This is a genomic window from Vibrio crassostreae (assembly GCF_041439375.1).
GTDB classification, from domain to species: domain Bacteria; phylum Pseudomonadota; class Gammaproteobacteria; order Enterobacterales; family Vibrionaceae; genus Vibrio; species Vibrio crassostreae_D.
Window position 1 is genome coordinate 78,690 of the sequence record NZ_JBGONY010000015.1, and the last position, 20,842, is coordinate 99,531.

20 protein-coding genes are annotated in these 20,842 nt (G+C 45.9%); 17 read left to right on the plus strand and 3 right to left on the minus strand.

Annotated features, from left to right (window positions below; genetic code table 11):
* From ACED45_RS08970 to dsbD, 14 genes are all read left to right on the plus strand, one after another.
* Nucleotides 1-624, plus strand: a complete 624-nt coding sequence (locus tag ACED45_RS08970; RefSeq protein WP_017092306.1) for a CpaD family pilus assembly lipoprotein — start codon at nucleotides 1-3, stop codon at nucleotides 622-624.
* On the plus strand, nucleotides 621-1,781 hold the full coding sequence (locus ACED45_RS08975; protein WP_371713812.1) for an AAA family ATPase: 1,161 nt from the start codon (nucleotides 621-623) through the stop codon (nucleotides 1,779-1,781). The genes ACED45_RS08970 and ACED45_RS08975 overlap by 4 nt, the downstream gene beginning before the upstream one ends.
* Nucleotides 1,781-3,127: a CpaF family protein gene (locus ACED45_RS08980; RefSeq protein WP_371713813.1), complete on the plus strand. Its 1,347-nt coding sequence runs from the start codon at nucleotides 1,781-1,783 to the stop codon at nucleotides 3,125-3,127. Before ACED45_RS08975 ends, ACED45_RS08980 begins: the two co-directional genes overlap by 1 nt.
* On the plus strand, nucleotides 3,124-4,038 hold the full coding sequence (locus tag ACED45_RS08985) for a type II secretion system F family protein (RefSeq protein WP_371713814.1): 915 nt from the start codon (nucleotides 3,124-3,126) through the stop codon (nucleotides 4,036-4,038). Before ACED45_RS08980 ends, ACED45_RS08985 begins: the two co-directional genes overlap by 4 nt.
* Nucleotides 4,035-4,886 carry a type II secretion system F family protein gene (locus ACED45_RS08990; protein WP_017076994.1) on the plus strand — a complete coding sequence of 284 codons (852 nt, stop codon included), beginning with the start codon at nucleotides 4,035-4,037 and terminating at the stop codon, nucleotides 4,884-4,886. Before ACED45_RS08985 ends, ACED45_RS08990 begins: the two co-directional genes overlap by 4 nt.
* Entirely contained in the window at nucleotides 4,883-5,623 is a 741-nt protein-coding gene (locus tag ACED45_RS08995; RefSeq protein WP_371713815.1) for a tetratricopeptide repeat protein, read from the plus strand. The genes ACED45_RS08990 and ACED45_RS08995 overlap by 4 nt, the downstream gene beginning before the upstream one ends.
* On the plus strand, nucleotides 5,623-6,072 hold the full coding sequence (locus ACED45_RS09000) for a TadE/TadG family type IV pilus assembly protein (RefSeq protein WP_004732812.1): 450 nt from the start codon (nucleotides 5,623-5,625) through the stop codon (nucleotides 6,070-6,072). Before ACED45_RS08995 ends, ACED45_RS09000 begins: the two co-directional genes overlap by 1 nt.
* Nucleotides 6,059-6,619: a tight adherence pilus pseudopilin TadF gene (tadF, locus tag ACED45_RS09005; RefSeq protein WP_054541441.1), complete on the plus strand. Its 561-nt coding sequence runs from the start codon at nucleotides 6,059-6,061 to the stop codon at nucleotides 6,617-6,619. Before ACED45_RS09000 ends, tadF begins: the two co-directional genes overlap by 14 nt.
* Nucleotides 6,612-7,826 (plus strand): VWA domain-containing protein, encoded by a 1,215-nt coding sequence (locus tag ACED45_RS09010; RefSeq protein WP_371713816.1) that lies wholly within the window; start codon nucleotides 6,612-6,614, stop codon nucleotides 7,824-7,826. The genes tadF and ACED45_RS09010 overlap by 8 nt, the downstream gene beginning before the upstream one ends.
* Nucleotides 7,827-7,910: 84 nt before the next feature.
* Nucleotides 7,911-8,375: a TlpA family protein disulfide reductase gene (locus tag ACED45_RS09015; protein WP_004732809.1), complete on the plus strand. Its 465-nt coding sequence runs from the start codon at nucleotides 7,911-7,913 to the stop codon at nucleotides 8,373-8,375.
* On the plus strand, nucleotides 8,375-8,866 hold the full coding sequence (locus ACED45_RS09020; protein WP_004732808.1) for a DUF4266 domain-containing protein: 492 nt from the start codon (nucleotides 8,375-8,377) through the stop codon (nucleotides 8,864-8,866). Before ACED45_RS09015 ends, ACED45_RS09020 begins: the two co-directional genes overlap by 1 nt.
* Nucleotides 8,867-8,917: 51 nt before the next feature.
* Nucleotides 8,918-10,144, plus strand: a complete 1,227-nt coding sequence (locus ACED45_RS09025; protein ID WP_371713817.1) for a DUF3570 domain-containing protein — start codon at nucleotides 8,918-8,920, stop codon at nucleotides 10,142-10,144.
* Complete coding sequence (locus ACED45_RS09030) at nucleotides 10,134-11,093, plus strand: FAD:protein FMN transferase (protein ID WP_371713818.1); 960 nt, start codon at nucleotides 10,134-10,136, stop codon at nucleotides 11,091-11,093. The genes ACED45_RS09025 and ACED45_RS09030 overlap by 11 nt, the downstream gene beginning before the upstream one ends.
* Nucleotides 11,090-12,886, plus strand: a complete 1,797-nt coding sequence (gene dsbD, locus ACED45_RS09035; RefSeq protein WP_371713819.1) for a protein-disulfide reductase DsbD — start codon at nucleotides 11,090-11,092, stop codon at nucleotides 12,884-12,886. Before ACED45_RS09030 ends, dsbD begins: the two co-directional genes overlap by 4 nt.
* A gap of 82 nt (nucleotides 12,887-12,968) precedes the next feature.
* On the opposite strand, the gene ACED45_RS09040 is transcribed toward dsbD, so the two are convergent.
* Both ACED45_RS09040 and ACED45_RS09045 read right to left on the minus strand, forming a co-directional pair.
* Nucleotides 12,969-14,099 carry a phosphotransferase gene (locus tag ACED45_RS09040; RefSeq protein ID WP_371713820.1) on the minus strand — a complete coding sequence of 377 codons (1,131 nt, stop codon included), beginning with the start codon at nucleotides 14,097-14,099 and terminating at the stop codon, nucleotides 12,969-12,971.
* Nucleotides 14,100-14,110: 11 nt separating this feature from the next.
* Complete coding sequence (locus tag ACED45_RS09045; protein ID WP_146490228.1) at nucleotides 14,111-14,395, minus strand: GNAT family N-acetyltransferase; 285 nt, start codon at nucleotides 14,393-14,395, stop codon at nucleotides 14,111-14,113.
* A 273-nt stretch (nucleotides 14,396-14,668) separates the two neighbouring features.
* Here ACED45_RS09045 and ACED45_RS09050 point away from each other — a divergent pair, with 273 nt between their 5' ends.
* A complete protein-coding gene (locus tag ACED45_RS09050) occupies nucleotides 14,669-15,415 on the plus strand; it encodes a flagellar brake protein (RefSeq protein WP_146490227.1) in 747 nt (248 codons plus the stop codon).
* Nucleotides 15,416-15,588: 173 nt separating this feature from the next.
* Here the strand turns inward: ACED45_RS09050 and ACED45_RS09055 are convergent, their stop codons facing one another.
* Nucleotides 15,589-17,949 (minus strand): Lon protease family protein, encoded by a 2,361-nt coding sequence (locus ACED45_RS09055; RefSeq protein ID WP_371713821.1) that lies wholly within the window; start codon nucleotides 17,947-17,949, stop codon nucleotides 15,589-15,591.
* A gap of 240 nt (nucleotides 17,950-18,189) precedes the next feature.
* Between ACED45_RS09055 and ACED45_RS09060 the strand changes: the two genes are divergently transcribed.
* On the plus strand, nucleotides 18,190-18,684 hold the full coding sequence (locus ACED45_RS09060; protein ID WP_146490225.1) for a hypothetical protein: 495 nt from the start codon (nucleotides 18,190-18,192) through the stop codon (nucleotides 18,682-18,684).
* 12 nt (nucleotides 18,685-18,696) lie between these two features.
* Nucleotides 18,697-20,325: an ABC transporter ATP-binding protein gene (locus ACED45_RS09065; protein ID WP_371713822.1), complete on the plus strand. Its 1,629-nt coding sequence runs from the start codon at nucleotides 18,697-18,699 to the stop codon at nucleotides 20,323-20,325.
* Nucleotides 20,326-20,842: the final 517 nt, after the last annotated feature.

The following is a 20,842-nucleotide window of genomic DNA, read 5'->3' on the forward strand; positions in this document are numbered from 1 at the left end:
ATGAACAAATTATCCTTATTACTGCCCGCTCTCTTTGCGCTTGCGGGTTGCGCGCCAACGCCTACAACCCAACAACCTTCTGTGGATGTGGTGTCCGTGACAAACAAGCTGACTTTAACACTGTCGGGTAAAACGTTATCGGCTCAAGAGAAAGCTGATATCTCTGACTTTATTGCTCGCCGAGGCACGCTATCCAACTTAATGGTCAAGATTGAAAATACGACTCAGAAAGGAGAAAGCCAAAGTGAAAAAGTTAGGCTTCGTCTGATCGAGTCAGGCCTCTACCCTTCGCAAATTTCAGTGTCAGACACTGCGGCGCAAGGTAAAGGCGACATCACGATTTTTGTTGAATCTTATCGTGCCAAAGTAACGGCATGTGACGCGGGTAAAACACCAAGAACCACACTCAACGCTTATCGTACTCAGCGCAATTTTGGCTGTGCGAATGCCAATGCACTGGCGCAAATGGTCGCAAATCCAAAAGACCTGATTGTTGGTCAGCCCATCGACAGTGCACAAGGACAAAAAGCGGTGTCTAGCATCGATAACTACTTTGCGCCACCAGCACAAAACCAACAGACAAACTCTGGCTCTTCGAATACCACGCTAGGAGGTTCACAATGAATCAAGTACACAACTTAACGGTACTGATCGCGGCATCGGAGCAACTCGATACATTAACGCTCACATACACACTGAATGATTTCGGTATCAACAACATCACAACCTCTTCGAATCAAGAAGATGACGTGGTGAGAGAGGTACTTAAGAATGACGTTAAAACCATCTTCCTCGATGTATTGAATAGCGAATTGCCAGAGTCGAAACAGGTTGTGCAACGTTTAATACAACGTACTGGGTGCCAAGTTATCGCGATTGGTCATTCAACCGAAATTTTTGCTTACCGTGGAATGCTCGCATCCGGTGCCAGTGACTATTTAGTCAACCCTGTGACACCACAAGATCTTGAACACGTCTCCTTTGCTGCTTTGCAACTCAACAACGAAAAACGAAATGAAAAAATCGTTTCCATTGTCAGTGCAAAAGGTGGCTCAGGAAGCAGCACCATTATAGCGACGTTATCGCAGCAGCTTGCCGAACTCGATAAACGAGTAACTTGTATGGACCTCGATTTTTCGATGGGTGATTTAGATTTGCTACTCAATGTCGAAGGCAACACGGCGTTGGTAGAGCTTTTACAATACCCAGAAAGATTAGAACCTCTCGTGTTTGAGCGCAGTGGGATCAGTGTGTCACCCGAGCACACGCTCTTTACCGGTTATCTACCTTTAGACACCACACCATTTTGGCCACAAAAGAGTGTATTCGATCAGTTTACAAAGTTCTGCCTGCAAAGTTCAGACTACTTACTGATCGACATTCCGACCTATTCATTGCGTGACCAGGTTGGCTTTGAAGCGCTTAAAAGTGCCGATATTCGAATCATTGTGGTTGAACCTACACTCAGCTCCATTCGCAATGCCGGTCAGATAATCAAACGACTTCAAAACCAAGCGGCTTCACAAACCATTGTGGTGTTGAACCATTGTAAGTCCGATTCCGCATCCCTTATTTCAGCCCATGATGTTAAGAAATCACTTGGTACATCTGTAGACGTCATGATTCCATTTTTGCCAAACCATTTCTTGAGCAAGTCATCGCTTGGTCAGCCTGCCCATAAAGGCAATAGGAAAGTGAAGCTCGCGTTTAACTCTCTACTTGAACTAGTCACTGGTGAGCCGCAACAAGGCAGCCGCCGTTTTTGGAAGCGAGGCGCATAATGTTTGGTCAGAACACACAAGCCATAAATCCGATTGTAACGAATAGAGCTCGGTCTCATGAAGCCCTCGCATCAACACCCTCAGTTCGTGAGCATTATCATGTGATTCATGAAGAGGTCATCAAGGCGATCGACCCATCGGTTGTAGTGAGCTTAAGCGCACCCAATCTTGAAGCTAGAATTGCCGAAATGGTGTCAGATATCGTGGTCTCTAAGCAGTTACCACTTGGTCACAAAGATGTCGCTCATTCGGTGGAACAATTGCTCAATGAGTTTCTAGGATTAGGCCCACTGCAGCCCTTAATTGAAGACCAAGGCATTACCGACATCATGGTCAATGGGTACCGTGAAGTCTACGTAGAACGCTCAGGGAAATTGCAAAAAACGGCAGTTCAATTTCGTAATGAAGAACAACTTCTCAACCTAGCGCGACGCATCGTCAGCAAGGTTGGACGAAGAATCGATGAATCGAATCCATTAGTCGATGCTCGATTGGATGATGGTAGCCGTGTCAATGTGATGATCCCACCGCTAGCGCTGGATGGAACCTACATTTCCATCCGGAAATTCAATGAGAATAAGCTAACACTCAGCCAATTGGCTCAGTTTGGCGCAATGTCGAAATCGATGGTTAAGCTTATCGATATTATTGTTCGCTCACGCCTTAATGTGCTTGTTGCGGGAGGCACTGGTGCAGGTAAAACCACACTGCTCAATGCGATGTCTTTTAGCATTTCACCTCAAGAACGCATCATTACCATTGAAGACACCGCAGAACTGCGTCTACAGCAACCTCATGTTGTGCGCGCTGAAACTCGCCCAGCCAATGCCGAGGGCTTAACGCCAATTACCCAGCGAGAGTTGGTGAGAAATGCTCTACGTATGCGACCAGATCGCATCATTTTAGGCGAAGTTCGTGGCGATGAAGCCTTTGAAATGATGCAAGCGATGAACACAGGCCACGATGGTTCGCTGTGTACACTTCACGCCAACTCTGCAACGGACGCACTGGTGCGAATGGAGAACATGCTAATGATGAGCCAGGCGACACTGCCTCTATTTTCACTGCGTCGCCAAATCGCAGACACCATTGATGTGGTTATCCAAGTAGAACGAATGCGCGATGGTAAGCGACGCATTGTTTCAATAACCGAAGTGCAAGGGTTAGAGGGCGAGCAATACGTCACTCAGGAACTGTTCGCCTTTAAAACGTTATCGGAAGACCAGCAAGGCAACCTAATTGGTGAATATAAGAGTGCCAAGTGCGTACCAAGCTTCAACGAAAAAGCGAAATATCACCAGTTAGACGCTCAACTAAGGGTGGCAATGGAGCTTGAAGCCGGATGATTTTTGTTCTTACTATTTCTGCGCTGCTGGCTACGGTTTGGCTAATAAAGCTCAACTCAAAACAAGCCATTGTTAATAAGCGACTGTCCTTGGTATCTGGTTCATACAAAGCAAGCCCTGCAGACGTTTCTATCAAAAAGTCGAGCCACCAGCGCACCAACAAACTGCATGCGTTTTTCCTGCGAATAAATGCTTTGCTACCTGCTTGGGATAAGTATTTTATCGCCTCAATGGTTGTTGGTTTGCCAGTTGCTGGTTACCTGTTAGTGCCAGAGCTTCCAGTACACCTTCGATTACTTGCAGCGGTTGGGCTGTGGCTCATATGTACCTGCGCCATTGTGTTTTATCGCAGAAAGAGACAAGTAGAAGAGTTTGAAAAAGACATCATCAACGTCCTTGGATTAATTTCTAGAGCGGTATCAGCAGGGTTATCCATCCCACAAGCGATTGATCAAGTGGCACAAACGCAACCTGGTTTGCTAGGACGAGAGTTCTCTTACCTTCGCGATAATCTCGCGCTTGGCCTTAGTCTTCGTCAGAGTCTCGATGATGCGTGCATTCGTCTTCCTTACAGCAGTTTCCGCTACTTCTCGGTCGCGTTAATCCTGAATCAATCCAATGGTGGCCAACTGCGCGACATTCTTCAAAGCTTAAGCAGAACCATGCATGACAACCGAGCGATGAGAAAAAAGGTCAAGAGCTTAACCTCGGAGCCTCGTATGACAGCCCTCTTTCTCTCTATCTTACCCTTGGGGTTATTGGGTGGTATCTATTTGATGGAACCCACCATGATAATCCAATTGTTCAACACAGAATCGGGACAGCGTGTACTGACCTACGCCGTCATTAGTATTAGCTCAGGCACACTCATTTTGAACGCTCTGACTCGTAACAAAAGGTTCTCATCATGATGTATGTTGCCTTGCTTCTGTTGGGATGTGCATTACTACTGACAGTTGTCGCACACTTGTCTTCTTTCAAACGAGATGTTGTCGCTGAACGACTGACTCGCGTATCGAGCTACTCCTCTAAGTACACCACCGCTTCAAGTAAATGGCGCTTCCAAGGTGCAAAACCACGACGCCAGAAGTTAATCCTCATTGGCTGGTTGAGTCCTAATGCAGAGATCTATTTTCTTGGCTTAAGACTACTGACGATGGTGACGGGATCTATTGCTTGGTATGTCACTCGAATCCAAGTACTCAACATGAACTCTGTGGCCGAATGTATCGCAATCGCCATTGTGGTTGGCATCCTGTTCGACCGCATTCTAGATTGGCGTGTGAACCAAGTCCGAATGCAAATTAGTCGCGTTATTCCTGATGCAGTCGATCTGATGGTGGTATGTGTCGCATCAGGTCTAACACTCGAAGCGGTATTTCGCTGTGTCGGTGAAGAGATGCGTGCGATCTCTCCAGCGTTGTCACGAGAATGGCTACTCACTGCGACTGAGATATCGGTTCTTGATTCACCACAAACGGCACTTTCAAACCTAGACAAACGAGTCCAGCTTCCTGACATCAACAATATTGTGACCACCATGAATCAAGCGCTTCAATACGGTACGCCTCTCGCTGAAGCGTTAAAGCTGATTGCCTCTGATAGCCGCCAATATCACTTCTTAGAGCTTGAAGAGTGGGTAGGAAAAATACCAGCCAAGATGTCATTCCCTTTAGTGGTCTTCATCATGCTACCTGTCGTGGGCATTATTGTCGTGCCAATCATGTTATCCCTTAAACAAACTCTGGGGGGCTTATGAACAAGATTATTCTGTTGGGTTTAGCGCTGATTTTGGTTGGCTGTCAGTCAACGAATAACGTTGAAAAAGAGACCTCTGAAGATATGAAAGTCGCCGAGGTTGCACTTATGAATGGCAAACCAGAAAGTGCCATGGATCTGTACCGAAAGATGCTGATATCGAAGCCTGATGACCCACAGTTACTATTGCTAATGGGGTCCGCTGCGAATCAAGCCAGTCGTTATGATGAGGCACTGCATTATCTAAAGCACGGTATCGAGCTTAATCAATCGAGCGCGATTTACAGAGAACTTGGCCGCGCGTGGTTGGCGCTTGGTGAGCTTGAACAAGCCACATCAGCACTCGAAGAATCTGTCAGATTAGTTACAACTGATGATGTCGCCCACAACAGTTTAGGCGTAAGTTACTCGCTCAATAAGCAGTATTCAAAAGCGCGTGAATCTTACTCTCATGCCCTCAGCTTGATGCCATCCAGTAATGAGTATCGCAACAACTTAGCCATGGCTTGGATACTCGATGGTAAACCAGAGCAAGGGATTCGAATTCTGCACCCGATCTTTGTCCGAGGTGAAGCGAGCGTAAAACTGCAACTCAATCTAGCACTGGCTTATGCGCTTTCTGGAGACAGTGCGTCCGCGAAAAGTATCGCTCGTGCAAATCTATCTCAACCTGAGCTCGCCAACAATAGTCTGTATTACCAAGAGCTTGCTGCTAAAACTGAGCAAGGAGAACAGTGATGCTCTCACGTCAAAAAGGTGCACAGACCGTCGAGTTTGCAATGTTGGTGGTACCGTTCCTGATACTGATCATCGGGTTCTTTGAGATCTGCCGCCTGCTGTTGGTCAACATCATCCTTGATGTAGCCGTTAATGCGGGTGTTCGTGAGGCCAAGACACGGCCGATTAGTCCTATTTCAGACCAAGCTTTTGCCGAGACTATCGCAAAGTTCCCACTGATAGATAAGAGCAAGCTCGTCTTGGATCCATCGCCGCTATACGCCGAAAACTTCTCAGATTTAGTTAATGAGAAACCGGTATCCAAAAGCAGAGCAGTGTTAGGCGAGTACAAGGTGTCTTACTCATTTTCATTTGCCTTATTACCTAATCTATCAACTCAGTTTTCTGAGTCTATCGGCAACATGACAACCTTGAAAAGAAAGGTACTGGTTAGTTATGACAACAAATAAAACACCTCGAAAAAAACAAGCGGGTTCAGCAGCGATTGAATTCCCCTTCGTTGTACTCGCACTCATGATCATTTTGTGGGGGCTTGTTGCTACCTACCGCTTATTCAACCTACAGACTCAGCTCGACAACGTAACATATAACCTAGTCAACGCCGTTTCACTAACGCAACTGAAACCAGAGCAAGGCCCAAACGGATTACCTAATACGTTAAAGGATCAGCTTCTCGATCTCGCCGAACGTTATCTTCCGCAAGACATCAAGCGCAGCGATATTGGGTTGGTACTTGAAAGCCGTGTATTTGATACCACTGCTTCGAACTGGGAATACAAGCACATCCATGCCGGGATCATCTGTCAAAAGTACACACCCATCGATCAACTAGAGACACTTATCGTTGAGGGTAGCGGCGACCCTGCGTTAGTTGGAAGACCATCCACCTTGGTTCAACTCACTTTATGTGTGAATACACCGTTTGACTACAAGCGACTCAATCTTCCTAAAACACTCTCAAGTTCATCAGCCGTGATAGGAAAGCATTATGGTTAAACCAATATTCGGCAGCATTGCGCTTAAAAAACAGCAAGGCTCCATGACCATTTCATTGTTGGCGTTACTGTTTCCAGCGCTTTTCATTGCCGTTGGCACCCTGATGATCTCGGCTCAAGTAATGGTTTCAAACCGAGCAGCGCAAGCCGCCGATTCTGCCGCATTAGCTTGTGCCTTTGCTGATACAGCCACACTCCCAATGATGCGGGCTTACCAAGAGTACTATCAGCCAACCCTAAAAGGTGTGAGTGGCTTAGAACCAGAAATCATAGGCTCAGAATGCCGTATTAGCCTAGGTTATTCATTGTCACCCTTACTGCCCAACTTCCAATATGAGAGCTATGCAACCAAGGTAACGGCGACGGGTGGTGGTTATAAAAGTGTGGTTGAAAGCAAGCAATCTTCGATTCCAACGGAGTTGGTTTTAGTACTTGATGTGTCTGGATCGATGGGTTCAAACATCCAGTCGTTGAAATCCATTTTATCCAATGCATTGAATACGATTCAATCTCAGAGCAATAACGCTAACGATTTAGATTCTGTAAGCATTTCAATCGTTCCCTTCGACTCTGGAGTCGCAGCGCAGCGCCCACCTTGGTTATCCAAAGAAGCGGCAGGAATTTACTGTATTGATGGGCTTAGCTATCGCAATGGCAATTTCTCTGCGGCACTGACCGTCGATAACCTCGCGACGCTTCACTCAGAGCGACCAGTGAAATTTACACCGCCAAGTCAATGGTTAAGCGACTGCAATCAAGACTCACCAATGCTGCCATTGACCAGCGTATTTTCCCGCGTCCAAAACTCGATAAACAACCTAACAGCAAATGGCGGCACTCGCTCTTATCACGGTTTGGTATGGGGAGTGAGACAGCTTATCCCACGCTGGCAAAAAGCGTGGGGATTGAACGCCAGCACAGTACCCGAAACCAGAAGAAAATTGGTGCTTTTTACCGACGGTGATGACAGTGGAGACGCGTTTACCCAACTGGTTAACGCCGGGTTCTGTACTACCGCAATCAATCAATATGGCATCGAAATGAATTTCATCGGCTATGGCGTCAACCCTTCTCGAATCGCTCAATTCGAGAACTGTGCCGGGGATCCACAACGCGTGTTTAGTGCCACCAGCACGGCTCAACTCAACGAGTACTTTTCCGATATTTTAGCGGTTGAATACTCGGCAACCATCAAACTCACTCGCTAATCCAAACAAAGCGTTTGATTCGAAACACCTGAATTTAAGCATTGAATTAAAAACAAACAAGTTAAAAACAATATGGAGAAAAACATGTTTACACGAGCCCTAGCGCTATTGGCGCTGTGCCTTTCTTTACCTGCATTGGCTTATCAAGAAGGGGATTCGTTGTCGCCAGACGTCATCGAAAAACTTCAACTCAACAAGGATGAACTGACCATTGTCGACTTCTTTGCAGAGTGGTGCGTGTCTTGCCGCGAAGAGCTACCAGAAGTCAATCAGCTCTACACCGAACTCAAAGGCACAGGCGTCACGTTTAAAGGCGTTGATGTGGATGAAGATGTTGAGGTTGGCTTGGAGTTTCAAAAACAACTCGGACTGGAGTTCCCTGTTGTTAACGACCCTGAACAAGCGTTGATCGCAGAGTTTAAACCTATCGGCATGCCTGCGCTTTACTACATCTACCAAGGCAAGGTTATCAAGATTCGTTTTGGTGCCATTAACCACATTAGTGACGTGATTACTGATGACCTCACCAAGATGGGAGTGCAACTTTAATGCTAATCAAAGTCACCCTTGTTGGGCTACTCGCTATTCCAATGACGGCTAATGCCACGCTAGAACTCGACCTCAGTGGTCTGGGCAAAAAGCCCGTTGAGCAGCAAGCCACTGACAAAAACGAAGGTCCTCTCGTTGAAGAGGAGATCATCTCCAGCACCGTTTATTCAAGTGGCGGTGATTATTCAAACCAAGAAGCAAAACGTGCAACCAGACGAAACATTGAAATGGTTAAACCCAAGGCAAAGCAACTGGTTATCGAACAGAAAGCACCAGAAGAGAGTAACAAACCTTCTGCTTTGGCTTTCGTTGATGAGTTCCTTGGTATTGAACCCGTAAAGCCTTGGGAAAAAGGCACATTGGCTCAAAAAGAGATGAAACCCGGTGGCACGGTGCCTGAATTCGACGTCTTTTCTGAAAAGGTGTTCGCTTACAAACAAGGTTCCGTCGGCGGCAGTGGTGTTGGTGGCGGTGGCTGTGGTTGTAACTAACCGATCCATCAACGAACAAATCAGTATTTAAAAAAACAAAATAAGAAAAAAATGAAAAAATTACCAATTACGCTGCTGAGTGCAGCGGCAGTGGCTAACGTGGCATTAGCTGAAGATCATATCTCTGTTCATTACCTTAGCTATGAGGAATACGATGACAGAGTATCAGCCAATGACACCATGGTTTCGATTGAGAAAAGTATCGGCTTAGATTGGACACTCAACGCAGAGATAAGCTACGATAGTGTTTCAGGCGCCTCTCCAGCATGGGGGCCTACAACACCTCCTGCTTCCAATGCCGATCAGGTAAACCGCGCCCTGAAAACTCAACAAGCACAAAATAAAACCGACGAGGTTATTCGTGCAGGCTATGATCCTCACCGCAGTGGCTATGAAATCCAAAAAGTAGGGCTTGAAGACACCAGAAAGTCCATCAGCTTAAGCGCGACCTATCGCGATACCTTACGTAACGAATGGACCTTAGGTGGCAACGCCTCTCAAGAAAAAGATTATGAAAGCCTTGGCATTAACGCCAAAGGTTTGGTCTATGCCGACAGCACTAAAAACCGCTCTTACAGTCTAGGTGGCTCTGCCCTTTTCGATCAGACTCAAGCGTTCGGCAAATACTCATTGGCTTCATCAAACAGCCAGAGTTGGGAAGATATTTTTACTGGTAGTTTAGAAGCTGGTTTATCACAAACCTTCACGCCCAATCTATACAGCATTTTTACTGCTTACACTGGTTACCGCAGTGGCTATTTGAGCAATCACTATTTAACGGTTCTGCGTGAAGTCGATATCAATGACGACGGTAAAATCGATGATGATGAAGTGTTCTTGGGGCAAGATTCTCGACCGGATACGCGACTCTCTGGCGGTATCAATATCCAAGCCTTTTACTCATTATCCGACAATCTAAAAATCCGACCAAGATACAAATGGTTTATGGATGATTGGGGCGTAATGTCTCACCAGTTAGGCGGTAAATTATCTTGGCGAGTGAGTGAATGGTTAACGTTAGCACCGGGTTATTTCTGGTACACGCAAGATGCGGCCGATTTCTATCGCGACCCAAGTAATGCGGATCCTTCATTTGCATCATCCGGATACGCAACTTCAGATCTGCGCTTAGGTAACTTCACCGCCAATGCCTATGAGCTAGGTGCGAGTATCAAGGTGCATAAGAAATTACGCTTAAATGCGCTTGCTGCATATTACGAACAGAGCAACGGTTTTGAAGCGCAATGGTGGGCGGTTGGAGCAACCTATGAGTTCTAATCTACCCTTTGTGCACCGCTTTCATGCGATGACAGTGCCGTGTGAAGTGCAAATTTTGTCGATGGATTTGGCTAACTTTCCAGAGGCAAGCGCAACAGCAATAGCGACTGAGATAGAGCAAAACACACGCCGATTGGAAGACAAATATAACTTCTACTGCGACGACTCGTGGCTAACACAGCGCATTAATCAGCGAGCATCATGTGATGTCGAACTCGATTCTGAATCTGCCGAGGTTTTCCAACACCTCGACCGATTAAGTCAACTCACGTTCGATACCTTTGATACTACGGTCGGCAGCATCAAACATCTTTTAAAACAAAAGCCGAAGATGTTGCACAGTCATGCTTTCCAAGCCCTGTCTTCTGCTTTGGGTAAGCAAGCGTGGGAGCTGAAAGGGACAATGGATCTAAAAGGGGCCGTCGATCTACAAGGGACCCTCGATCTACAAAAGACAAGGCTACACGTCCCTGATTCACGCACTCGCTTCGACTTTGGCGGCGTCATCAAAGAGTACGCCGTTGACCAAGCCGTAGCGATCGGAAAACAACTCGGCGCGACGTCGATGTTAGTGAATTTTGGCGGTGACATCTATGCGCTAGGAACCAAACCGGATGGCTCGGCATTTAACATTGCTGTCTTAGATCCAAGAGACAACAAGACCCCATTTTTCGCAGTTCCGTTAACGAACGCAGCGCTCACGACCTCAGCTCACAGTGAACGCCAGGTGCAATTTGGTGACAAGACCACCTCTCATATTCTGTCAAAGCAAGATGTCGAGCAGAAGATCCTTTCTGTTACCGCTATCTCGTCGTCCACATTAGAAGCAGGCGTGCTCAGTACTTCACTGACATTGAATCCCAACATATCAGTACCTGAAGATAGCGCTGTTATCTACATCGACGATCAATTACACATTCACCAAAACACGGAGTTCCTTCATCCATGAAGTGCTACCTACTTACGTTAATTCTATTGTTTAGCGGATTGTTACATGCTCAAGAAAACGAGTTTCTTCCCGTTGAAGAGGCCTTCCCCGTCACATGGGAAGCCACAGACCAAGGCGCGGTAATCAGCTTTGATACGCACAAGGGTTACTACCTGTATCAATCTCGATTTTCGTTCAAAGGTGAGTCGTCATTATCTACGTTAGAACCGAGTTATTCGCTGCCAGGTGAACAGAAAGAGGATCCTAACTTTGGTAACGTCATCGTATTTCACGAACCGCTTACCGTTACCGTGCCTTACACAGAAAGTGGCAAGCTCACTGTCCGCTATCAGGGCTGTGCAGACAAAGGGCTTTGTTATCTGCCGCAAAAGTTAGTGCTCGATTTGCCGATGCTCGAAACCGTAGCTGAAGCCCAAGTTGAGGAGACATCAAACTCTCTATATCAAACCTTAGGTGAGATCAGTGAGGATACGAATGGCTTATCTTCGTTCCTATCCCAAGCCGGTAAGTTACAAGCGCTTCTTGTGTTCTTCTTGCTTGGCCTAGGCTTGTCTCTGACGCCATGTGTACTGCCGATGATTCCAATCTTAGCCAGTATCATCGGTGGCGAAAAAGCGATGACAGGCAAAAAAGGTGCGGCACTCTCCAGTTCCTATGTTCTGGGTATGGCGACCAGCTATGCCATGACGGGGATCTTAGTCACCACCTTGGCAAAAGGCGTCAACCTGCAAGCCGCGATGCAACAGCCTTGGTTGTTAAGTAGCTTTGCAGCGGTTTTTGTTCTGCTCGCATTGGCGATGTTCGGATTCTATGAACTCCAACTGCCTGCCGCCCTCCAGCAAAAGCTCAACAGCGGCTCAGACAAGCTTGGAGGCGGTAAGATCGCCAGTGTCTTTGCCATGGGCGCAATATCAGCCTTGGTTGTGTCACCTTGTGTCAGTGCTCCATTGGCTGGTGCGTTGCTGTACGTCTCAACAACTCAAGATTGGATGTTTGGTGGGGCGACTCTGTTCGTTATGGCGCTTGGTATGGGCATACCGCTTATCGCTATCGGCGCAAGTGGCGGGCGTCTGTTATTAAGAAGTGGCGCTTGGATGGTTTCAGTTAAACAAGTGTTTGGCGTGCTGCTATTGGCTGTTGCTATCGTGCTATTAAGCCGCTTTGTCGCTCCATCGGTCATTATGATCTTATGGGCGCTGCTCGCCATCGGTTCTGGTGTACATTTCGGTGCTTTAGAAGCCGCACAACCGGGTTGGACGCGTACTCGTAAGTTCTCTGCTTTGCTACCATTGAGCTATGGTTTAATTTTATTTGTCGGATTTTTCTTAGGTAATACAGACCCTCTGAACCCACTTGAAAACAGGGACTCAGTCCAATCCATTGCGATCACTCCCTTTGAAAAAACAGACTCTATTGTTCAGCTAGAACAACAGTTGCAAACCGCAGCGAGCAGCGACCAAAAGGTGCTAGTCGACCTTTACGCAGATTGGTGTGTGTCTTGTAAAGTGATTGAAACCAACGTGTTCAACGACCAACAAGTGAGCCAAAAACTTAAAGAGTGGAAGACAATAAAACTTGATGTGACAGAAAGCTCTCCAGAGCAAATGGCGTGGCTCAATGATAAGAATGTATTTGGCCCTCCAGCGATTTTCTTTTACTCACCCGCCAGCGGTGAAATAAAGCCTGCGCGAGTAATGGGGGATATTGATAAAGAGGGGTTCAATAACAAACTCAAACTTGCCAATAAGCTCGCTTACACACGAACGACAGAAGCTGATAGCCTAACGAATTAAAAACACACGCTAGATAAAATCAAAATCGCCCAATCATAAATTGGGCGATTTTTTCTTTTGTGGTTTACAGATATAAGGCAATTTATTCTGGGCTTTCTAGCTGCTCAATCACCGTTTGAGTCAATTGCTCAGTATACGGATTGATCTTCCAGTGTTCTGGACTCCAACCTTTGACAAAACGTTGAAAATCAGCCCACGCCACATAGAACATTGGTCGCCAAGCGGCTTCGACTTCATCAAACGAAAGCTGTGGCTGATAGTACGTCAATGCCTCTTCCAAGTATCGGAAGTATGTCTCTAACATATGTGACTCAAGTTCAGCGCAATCTTGCGGCCTGACAGCACTGCTCATAAACAGAGCCACGTCTTTCATCGCACATCCGTGACCGACGTACTGGAAATCGACTGCAGCGACTTTTTCACTCTCAGGATCAAAGCAGAAGTTGGCGAGCTTGGCATCACCATGCACTAAGGTTGGATATGGACACTCTCGGAGTATGCGGTCGATGTGCTGTGCTTGGTGCTTTAATTGTAAATCGGACAATGCGTTCAGCTCATCAGGGCGTGTGTCTAAATGCCAGTATGTACCGACTTGCCACAATGAGGCTGATTGTTCTTGATCTACATTGATGTGCTTTGCGTGAAAGTTAGCGAGCCATTTAAGGCAAGCATCGCGTTGTTTCTGCTCTTCTAGAGTGTAAGCAGACGCCAGTTCAGACTGAGTATCTTTGGTTGCCAGATCGTCAGACACAGCAAGCACATCAAATTGAGAGGTTAACGGAAAACCGATATCCGCTAAGTCTTGCATCACAATCAGCCATTCGTTCTCTTGCAACTCACATTGCAGCCCAACAGGTACGGGGCAACGCTCATCCCATTCTTGAGTGAACGATTGATACCATTCCGTCTCAACTTGATAAGAGTGCACCTTGCGTTGGTGAGAGAGTTTGGTGTTCCAACCCTTTGGGTGTTCGGCTTTATCTGGCAATGCGACATGTTTAACAATCACACTCTTGAGTTCAGCACTGTTTTCTTGAGAAAAGACCAAGCGAACTAACTCGCCATACCCGCCCCACAGGCTTTGAATCACTTGGACACCAAACCCTTGGTTAAAGCCAAGTGAGACGGCAATTTTTTGATAGAGTTCCGACTGATTTTTATCTGAGCTAGTTTGAAGTTGAGCTCGATTATTCGACGATATTGATTGAGACATATTACTCGTTGTTATGCTTTGTCGGATAGAAGATGTGACCACTGTGGCTGCCTATTCATATAGTGAACAACATAGCTACAAACCGGCACAATTTTGAAGCCCGCTTGTTCAATTTCGGGCAAAACCGACTCCATCATCACCTTACCAAAGCCCTTGCCTTGCAGCTCATCAGGAATGCGTGTCGAGGTGATATGTAGTACATCTCCGTCCTTTTTATACTTAACGACTGCGAACTGGTCGGGTTCTAGCTCAACCGTGATCTGGTTCACTTCTTGATCCCATTTTACTGCCTGCATTCTCAACTCCTGCAAATAATTGATACGACAAACAATAAAAGTTTGAAGTATGAGTTCCTTGTAATAGACTAACGCAAGTGCATATAAATAAAACTAAGTACTTACAAACACAGTAAATAATTTAGTGCAATCGGCTTAATATAAAATCAGCAATGATAAAGGCACTCTATAAATCTATGTGAGTACGTCCACTAAATCTAGCACGTAATAACCCCTTGTTAGCAAGCTACCAATATAACTAACAGACGCATGTTGGCGCATGGAGAACCTATAATGAACGCACCCCTGAAGAAGCCTTTGGAGCATAATCAGGCACTTCAAGACCCTCGTAATCGCACCGTTTCCACCATCAATAGCACTGATGCGCTAGCGATGATTGAGCACGGCAGTGAACTGACATTAAATGTCTCAACTCCCGTTGGCACTAAGTTTCTCGCCACCACCAAATTTATCGGTACGCACAGTGATAATTGTATTGTGGTTGAGGTTCCTGATGTATCCAATGAAGATCTGAACTTTTTCTTTCAAGAAGGTTTTTGGATGACCGCTCGGGCTTATTCTCTACGAGGTGAAGGTGCGCTTATCCACTTTAGAAGCCAAATTCACCACAAGATTGGTGAACCCTTCCCTATTCTTGTGCTGTCTACACCAAGCACGATGCAAGTGACTCAGCTGCGTAAAGAGACACGCTATGAAGTGAATTTAGCTTCAAGAATCATCTTCAACGACCAACGAGCAAACTGCGAGATAAGAGACTTATCGAAAAGTGGCTGTCGCTTTGTGACCTCACCGACCTCTCGTGCGATTCAGATTGCCGATCGAGTGTCTATTGAGATAACTCCTGAGAATTACAACGGTCCGCTGATTCCGCCATTGCGAGGCATTATCTGTAATCTGCAAAAATCGACGCACTACGCTCGATACGGTGTTGAATTTGATGATATTGGCCGAGCTAACGCCAAACACTTATTGGCAAAGTTGAAGTTCGATGGCACCAAGCTCTGCTTACGAAACGGTTAACGCCTTTTAAGACGCGACTTTCTCCGAATACCGTAAGCTGACCAAAAACAAATGGCTCCTAGCGAGCCAAACCTCAACAAATAAAAAAGCCATCGACTCTAAAATCGATGGCTTTTGTGTTCTAGCTATTTGTTTAACTGTTTATCTAAGCATTAAACTAATTAGCTATACGGTTATTTACGCAGTGCGTTCAGTTTAGCTTGCGCGATACCAAAGATAGTATCGATTGGGTAGCTCCCCTCATCACTAGCCTCACCAGCAGCTTTACCTGTGAACAGTTCAATCGCTTCTGTTACATGGTCGATGGCCCAGATGTTGAACTCTCCCTTTTCAACCGCTTTGACGATGTCGCTGCGCAGCATCAGGTTATGAACATTCGAACGCGGGATGATCACACCTTGCTCACTTGAACGACCTTTAATTTCACACACATCAAAGAAGCCTTCGATCTTCTCGTTCACGCCACCAATTGGTTGAGACTCACCAAACTGGTTCATCGAGCCAGTAATTGCGATATCTTGACGGTTTGGCTGCTTAGAAAACGCCGACACCACCGCACAGAACTCGGCCATACTCGCACTGTCACCATCGACGCCACCATACGATTGCTCGAAGGTGATGTTAGTGGTAAGCGGTACTTTCGCTGTCTTACCAAACACAGAAGAAAGATAAGCCGACAAGATCATCACACCTTTCGAGTGAATACTGCCACCTAGGTCGACGTTTCTTTCGATATCAATTACTTCGCCGTCACCGTAAGCCGTGGTAGCCGTGATTCGGTTCGGCGCGCCAAACATATGGTCAGTTGTACTTAACACAGACAGAGCATTGACCTGTCCAACCGCTTCACCATCCACATGGATTAGCGTTGTACCATTAGTGAAGGTTTCCATCACGCTGTCTTGCAGTCGTCCGACACGCATCTGTTGGTTCGATAGCGCTTGGTCGACGTGTGTTGCACGAATCAGGTTCGATTTTGATCCTCTAGCCACGTAGTTTGACTCACGAAGCAGGTTAGCAATGTGTGCTGAGTGCAGGGAAAGCTTGCCTTGGTCACCCGCCTGACGAGAGCTGTGCTCAATGATGCGAGCAATCGCTTTACGGTCACAATGCAGCATATTGTTGTCATGCACGATGCTCGAAATGAAACGCGCGTAATGCATTTCAGAGTCGGGAGTACGCTTCATCTCATCTTCAAAATCGGCTGTCACACGGAACAGTTCACCAAACTCCGCATCGTAGTGTTGCAGAAGCTGGTAAGTTCGGTAATCACCAAACAGAATGATCTTAACGTCCAATGGAATAGGCTTAGGATCAAGCGATACCGCCCCCGTTAAGGTCACCTCTTTCTCTAGTGAAGTGAAACTCAATTGACGTGAACGCAGCGCTCGCTTCAAGCCTTCCCAAACGTACGGCTGCTCAAGTACCTTGACCGCATCCATCAACAGTACGCCGCCGTTTGCTCTGTGCAAGCTACCTGCGCGAATCAATGAAAAGTCAGTAAATACGGTGCCTTTAAAGGTCGCGGTTTCCACATGGCCAAACAGAGAGTGGTAATTCGGATTCTCCTCTACCACGATCGGCATCGCTTCCTCTTTCTGGCTCACAATCACATTGACCTTGTAGCGACGCGGCATTTTCTTATCCAAAGAGGCCGTTGCAACTTCGGCTTGCTCTGTGCTCTCTTCTAGAAAAATATCGGCGTTATCAACAATATCCTTACGTAATGCCGTGAGATACTTCTTGATCTCTGGATATTGACTGTAATCCTGCTTCAACTGCTTGATAAAGTGAGTAATCACATCTCGCGCCGTATCATCATTTAGCTTTTGAATTTTCTCTGTGTACGTCTCTTCAAGCTCAGTCAATTCACGAGAAATGGTTCGCAGTCCGACTTCCAATCCATCAATGGTTTTATCAAATTGATCTTGCTCTTCCGGCGAAAGTAGATCGAAGCTCTCTTCGGTATGGAGCTCATCACCATTCATTGCCACGAACTGGTAATCACCCTGAGTGGTGATCGTCAGGTTGATACCTTTATCTTTCGCTTCTTGGCTAATGCTTTCTAACGCGGCTTGTTGCTTAGCTGCTAATTGGTTTTTAAGCCTGTCAGCACGGCTAAAGTACATCTCGTTATCAAACGCTAGAGGCATACCTTTTAGCAACTTACGCATCAATTTTTCAATATCTTGCTTTAAGCTGCTGCCTACGCCACGAGGCAATTTCAGTACCTTAGGTGTACGAATATCTTCGAAGTTCGCGATATAACACCAATCAAAAAGCTCCTGCACTTCTTGAGGGTGACGGTTTAGATAGCGCAAGATCATGGTGCGTTTACCCAGACCATTTCGCCCTATCGCATAAATGTTGTAACCCTTTTCCTTAATTGACATCGCGAACTCAACGGCTTTTTGTGCCCGTTCCTGTCCGACGATTTCGTCAATTGGAGCCAGTTCTTTGGTCGACTTACATGGTAGCTTGTCTAATTCCGCTACCTGATACAGTTGTTCTGTATTGAGCCTTTGCATCGCCATCGCCGCCTCCTTAGTCCTTCATTACTTGGGTGTAGATAAAATCAGTGTAGATGTAATTTCCTACAAATTTAGTGACTTACGCTACACAGCTGTTCAACCGAACAAATAACACACAATTTAAGCCATATTTAGGAATAGCCCGTCATTTAATTCACCAACTTAACATGTGAATGATTTTAATTTGCAATTGATAATAAATATCATTAACATTTTAAGATATTATAAATTGAGGATGTGGATATGGAAATTGAACGATGTTGGATGCACTACCTAAAAGCTGAACAGTTAATGGAACAAGGTCACTGGCCCGAAGCACAGCGCCTCTATGGTGATGTTCTAACCTCTCTTCCTCATCACATCCAAGATGCCGCATACCAAAGCGATATCAAACCCTGCCAATTTGCATGCCTGCTTGCCGGGTTGAGAGACGCCAGTGTCGCTCAATCCGAGATACTCAACCGCTTAGGTCAGCATCAACAAGCCTTCGATACCTTGAATCAATCTTACGCGCTGATGCAATTTATCTCTCTTGAGAACACTGATCTGATTCAACGTACCTTTGGGTTACTGGAAAAGCAGAGCGAAGATTTACTCAATCACCTGATCGCTTTTTGCAGTGCTCAGCGCAGTTCGCATTGGATGCTCGAACTAGAACAAATTCAACGTGCTCATCACCATTTTGGGCAACTAAAAACAACGTCAGAAGTTCAATCTTCACCTAATGTCTTAAATTGATAAGGATATATCATGTCGGACCGGGCCATTCTTAAAGTTAATAACCTCTCCGTAAGTTTCAAAACCAATGATGGAATCATTGATGCGGTCAAAAAGATTAACTTTACCCTTAACTCAAGCGAAACCTTAGCCATTGTTGGTGAATCAGGTTCAGGTAAATCCGTCTCTTCCAACGCGCTGATGCGTTTGCTGCCTGATAACGCGATTATCGATGAACAATCAGATATCGAGTTTGAAGGTCAATCGATTCTTGGCAAAACTGAGCGAGAAATGCAGTCGATTCGTGGCGATAGAATCGGCATGATCTTTCAGGAGCCAATGACATCTTTGAATCCATACCTGCGTGTCGGCACTCAAGTGGCAGAAGCCATTATGTGTCACCGTAAGGTATCGAGATCAAAAGCAAAACAGCGCGTATTAGAGCTCTTCAATCTGGTTCATTTACCAATGCCAGAGCAGGCTTACACCAAGTACCCGCATGAGTTTTCAGGTGGTCAGTTACAGCGCATCATGATCGCAATGGCGCTGATCAATGAACCAGATATTCTGATTGCCGATGAACCCACAACCGCATTGGACGTAACGGTTCAGGCGGAAGTGCTTTCTCTTATCAAAGAGATTCAAGGCAAAATGGGCATGGCGATTTTGTTCATCACCCATGATCTCGGTGTAGTGAAGCACTTTGCCGACCGTGTTCTGGTGATGTGTAAAGGTGGACTGGTTGAAGAAGGGGTGACTCAAGCCTTATTCGAAAACCCAAGACACGACTACACACGCATGCTGATTAACTCCATTCCGAAAGGCGCTAAGGTTCCTGTTGAGGCATCCGCACCTGAACTGCTTTGTGCAGAAAATATTCGCGTGAAGTTCTTGATCAAATCTCACTTTATCCAAAGTAAGAACCAGTACTTCGAAGCAGTTAAAGGCATCTCATTGACCCTAAAACAAGGTGAAACGTTAGGCATTGTTGGTGAATCTGGATCAGGTAAATCAACGCTGGGACGCGCACTGATCGGCTTACTGCCAAGTACAGGACGTATTGTTTACAAAGGCCAAGACGTAAGTTTGTTAACCGATAAAGAACGTCACAAGCTCAAGAAAGATGTTCAGATGGTATTCCAAGACCCTTATGGTTCTTTATCACCACGCATGACCGTTGGGGAAATCATCACTGAAGGTTTAACGGTACATCAACCTCACCTCTCTAAACAAGATCGTTTAGAAAGAGCTCGCAAAGCATTGATTGAAGTTCGTTTAGAACCCAATTCAATTAACCGCTATCCGCATGAGTTCTCGGGCGGACAAAGACAACGTATTGCGATTGCTCGCGCGTTGATTCTTGAGCCGTCTTTCATTCTATTGGATGAACCGACTTCAGCACTCGATCGCTCTGTACAACTGACCGTGATTGACCTACTGAAAGACATTCAAGCCAAGCACAATATCGGCTTCCTATTCATCAGCCACGACCTTTCGGTAGTCAAAGCCTTATCGGATCGTGTATTGGTGATGCAGAAAGGTGAAGTGATGGAAGAAGGGTCTGCAGAAGAGATTTTCAATGCACCGAAAAACGACTACACCAAGAAACTCATCGCAGCGTCATTCGACTTAGAAAATAAATCGAAAAAAAATGCCGCGTAAAGGGAACTAATCAAGATTAACAGCGTCTTATATGTACATTCTGAATAATCTCCTAATGGATTGAAATCTAGAATGGATATAGCAAAACTGGTTTGGCCGCCAAAAGAAAAATGTCGCATGGATGCGGCATTTTTCGTTTCTGGCGTATATGAAAAATCAACTCAGTGATTCGAGCCAGTGATTATGAAGGTTTTCTAAAATTGACGGACATTAAACAGGGTTAGCTGATAGTCGGATCACAGTCGCAGAGCAGATTCGTTCAACTCGTTTTTGGACAAAACCTTGTTAGCGTCATTTCTAAATTAGCATTTAGCGGGTTATCTTAGTTATCGAAAAACCTCTAACCTTGAGGGCAAATTCATTTATCCACTGCACCTTCCCATCCGAGCTTAGTCCTTTTACACATTGTGAATATAAAGAAGCCTCCAATGCTGGAGGCTTCTTGATTTCTACATTTTAACGAGCGCGAGTGACAAAGGTGATATCAGATATTGTCACTCAGGTTGTTTGTACCTTC

What these genes read in the sequence shown, in the direction of transcription:
- ACED45_RS08970 (WP_017092306.1), top strand. Translation starts at nt 1, where the DNA reads ATGAACAAATTATCCTTATTACTGCCCGCTCTCTTTGCGCTTGCGGGT.
- ACED45_RS08975 (WP_371713812.1), top strand. Translation starts at nt 621, where the DNA reads ATGAATCAAGTACACAACTTAACGGTACTGATCGCGGCATCGGAGCAA.
- ACED45_RS08980 (WP_371713813.1), top strand. Translation starts at nt 1,781, where the DNA reads ATGTTTGGTCAGAACACACAAGCCATAAATCCGATTGTAACGAATAGA.
- ACED45_RS08985 (WP_371713814.1), top strand. Translation starts at nt 3,124, where the DNA reads ATGATTTTTGTTCTTACTATTTCTGCGCTGCTGGCTACGGTTTGGCTA.
- ACED45_RS08990 (WP_017076994.1), top strand. Translation starts at nt 4,035, where the DNA reads ATGATGTATGTTGCCTTGCTTCTGTTGGGATGTGCATTACTACTGACA.
- ACED45_RS08995 (WP_371713815.1), top strand. Translation starts at nt 4,883, where the DNA reads ATGAACAAGATTATTCTGTTGGGTTTAGCGCTGATTTTGGTTGGCTGT.
- ACED45_RS09000 (WP_004732812.1), top strand. Translation starts at nt 5,623, where the DNA reads ATGCTCTCACGTCAAAAAGGTGCACAGACCGTCGAGTTTGCAATGTTG.
- tadF (WP_054541441.1), top strand. Translation starts at nt 6,059, where the DNA reads ATGACAACAAATAAAACACCTCGAAAAAAACAAGCGGGTTCAGCAGCG.
- ACED45_RS09010 (WP_371713816.1), top strand. Translation starts at nt 6,612, where the DNA reads ATGGTTAAACCAATATTCGGCAGCATTGCGCTTAAAAAACAGCAAGGC.
- ACED45_RS09015 (WP_004732809.1), top strand. Translation starts at nt 7,911, where the DNA reads ATGTTTACACGAGCCCTAGCGCTATTGGCGCTGTGCCTTTCTTTACCT.
- ACED45_RS09020 (WP_004732808.1), top strand. Translation starts at nt 8,375, where the DNA reads ATGCTAATCAAAGTCACCCTTGTTGGGCTACTCGCTATTCCAATGACG.
- ACED45_RS09025 (WP_371713817.1), top strand. Translation starts at nt 8,918, where the DNA reads ATGAAAAAATTACCAATTACGCTGCTGAGTGCAGCGGCAGTGGCTAAC.
- ACED45_RS09030 (WP_371713818.1), top strand. Translation starts at nt 10,134, where the DNA reads ATGAGTTCTAATCTACCCTTTGTGCACCGCTTTCATGCGATGACAGTG.
- dsbD (WP_371713819.1), top strand. Translation starts at nt 11,090, where the DNA reads ATGAAGTGCTACCTACTTACGTTAATTCTATTGTTTAGCGGATTGTTA.
- ACED45_RS09040 (WP_371713820.1), bottom strand. Translation starts at nt 14,099, where the DNA reads ATGTCTCAATCAATATCGTCGAATAATCGAGCTCAACTTCAAACTAGC.
- ACED45_RS09045 (WP_146490228.1), bottom strand. Translation starts at nt 14,395, where the DNA reads ATGCAGGCAGTAAAATGGGATCAAGAAGTGAACCAGATCACGGTTGAG.
- ACED45_RS09050 (WP_146490227.1), top strand. Translation starts at nt 14,669, where the DNA reads ATGAACGCACCCCTGAAGAAGCCTTTGGAGCATAATCAGGCACTTCAA.
- ACED45_RS09055 (WP_371713821.1), bottom strand. Translation starts at nt 17,949, where the DNA reads ATGGCGATGCAAAGGCTCAATACAGAACAACTGTATCAGGTAGCGGAA.
- ACED45_RS09060 (WP_146490225.1), top strand. Translation starts at nt 18,190, where the DNA reads ATGGAAATTGAACGATGTTGGATGCACTACCTAAAAGCTGAACAGTTA.
- ACED45_RS09065 (WP_371713822.1), top strand. Translation starts at nt 18,697, where the DNA reads ATGTCGGACCGGGCCATTCTTAAAGTTAATAACCTCTCCGTAAGTTTC.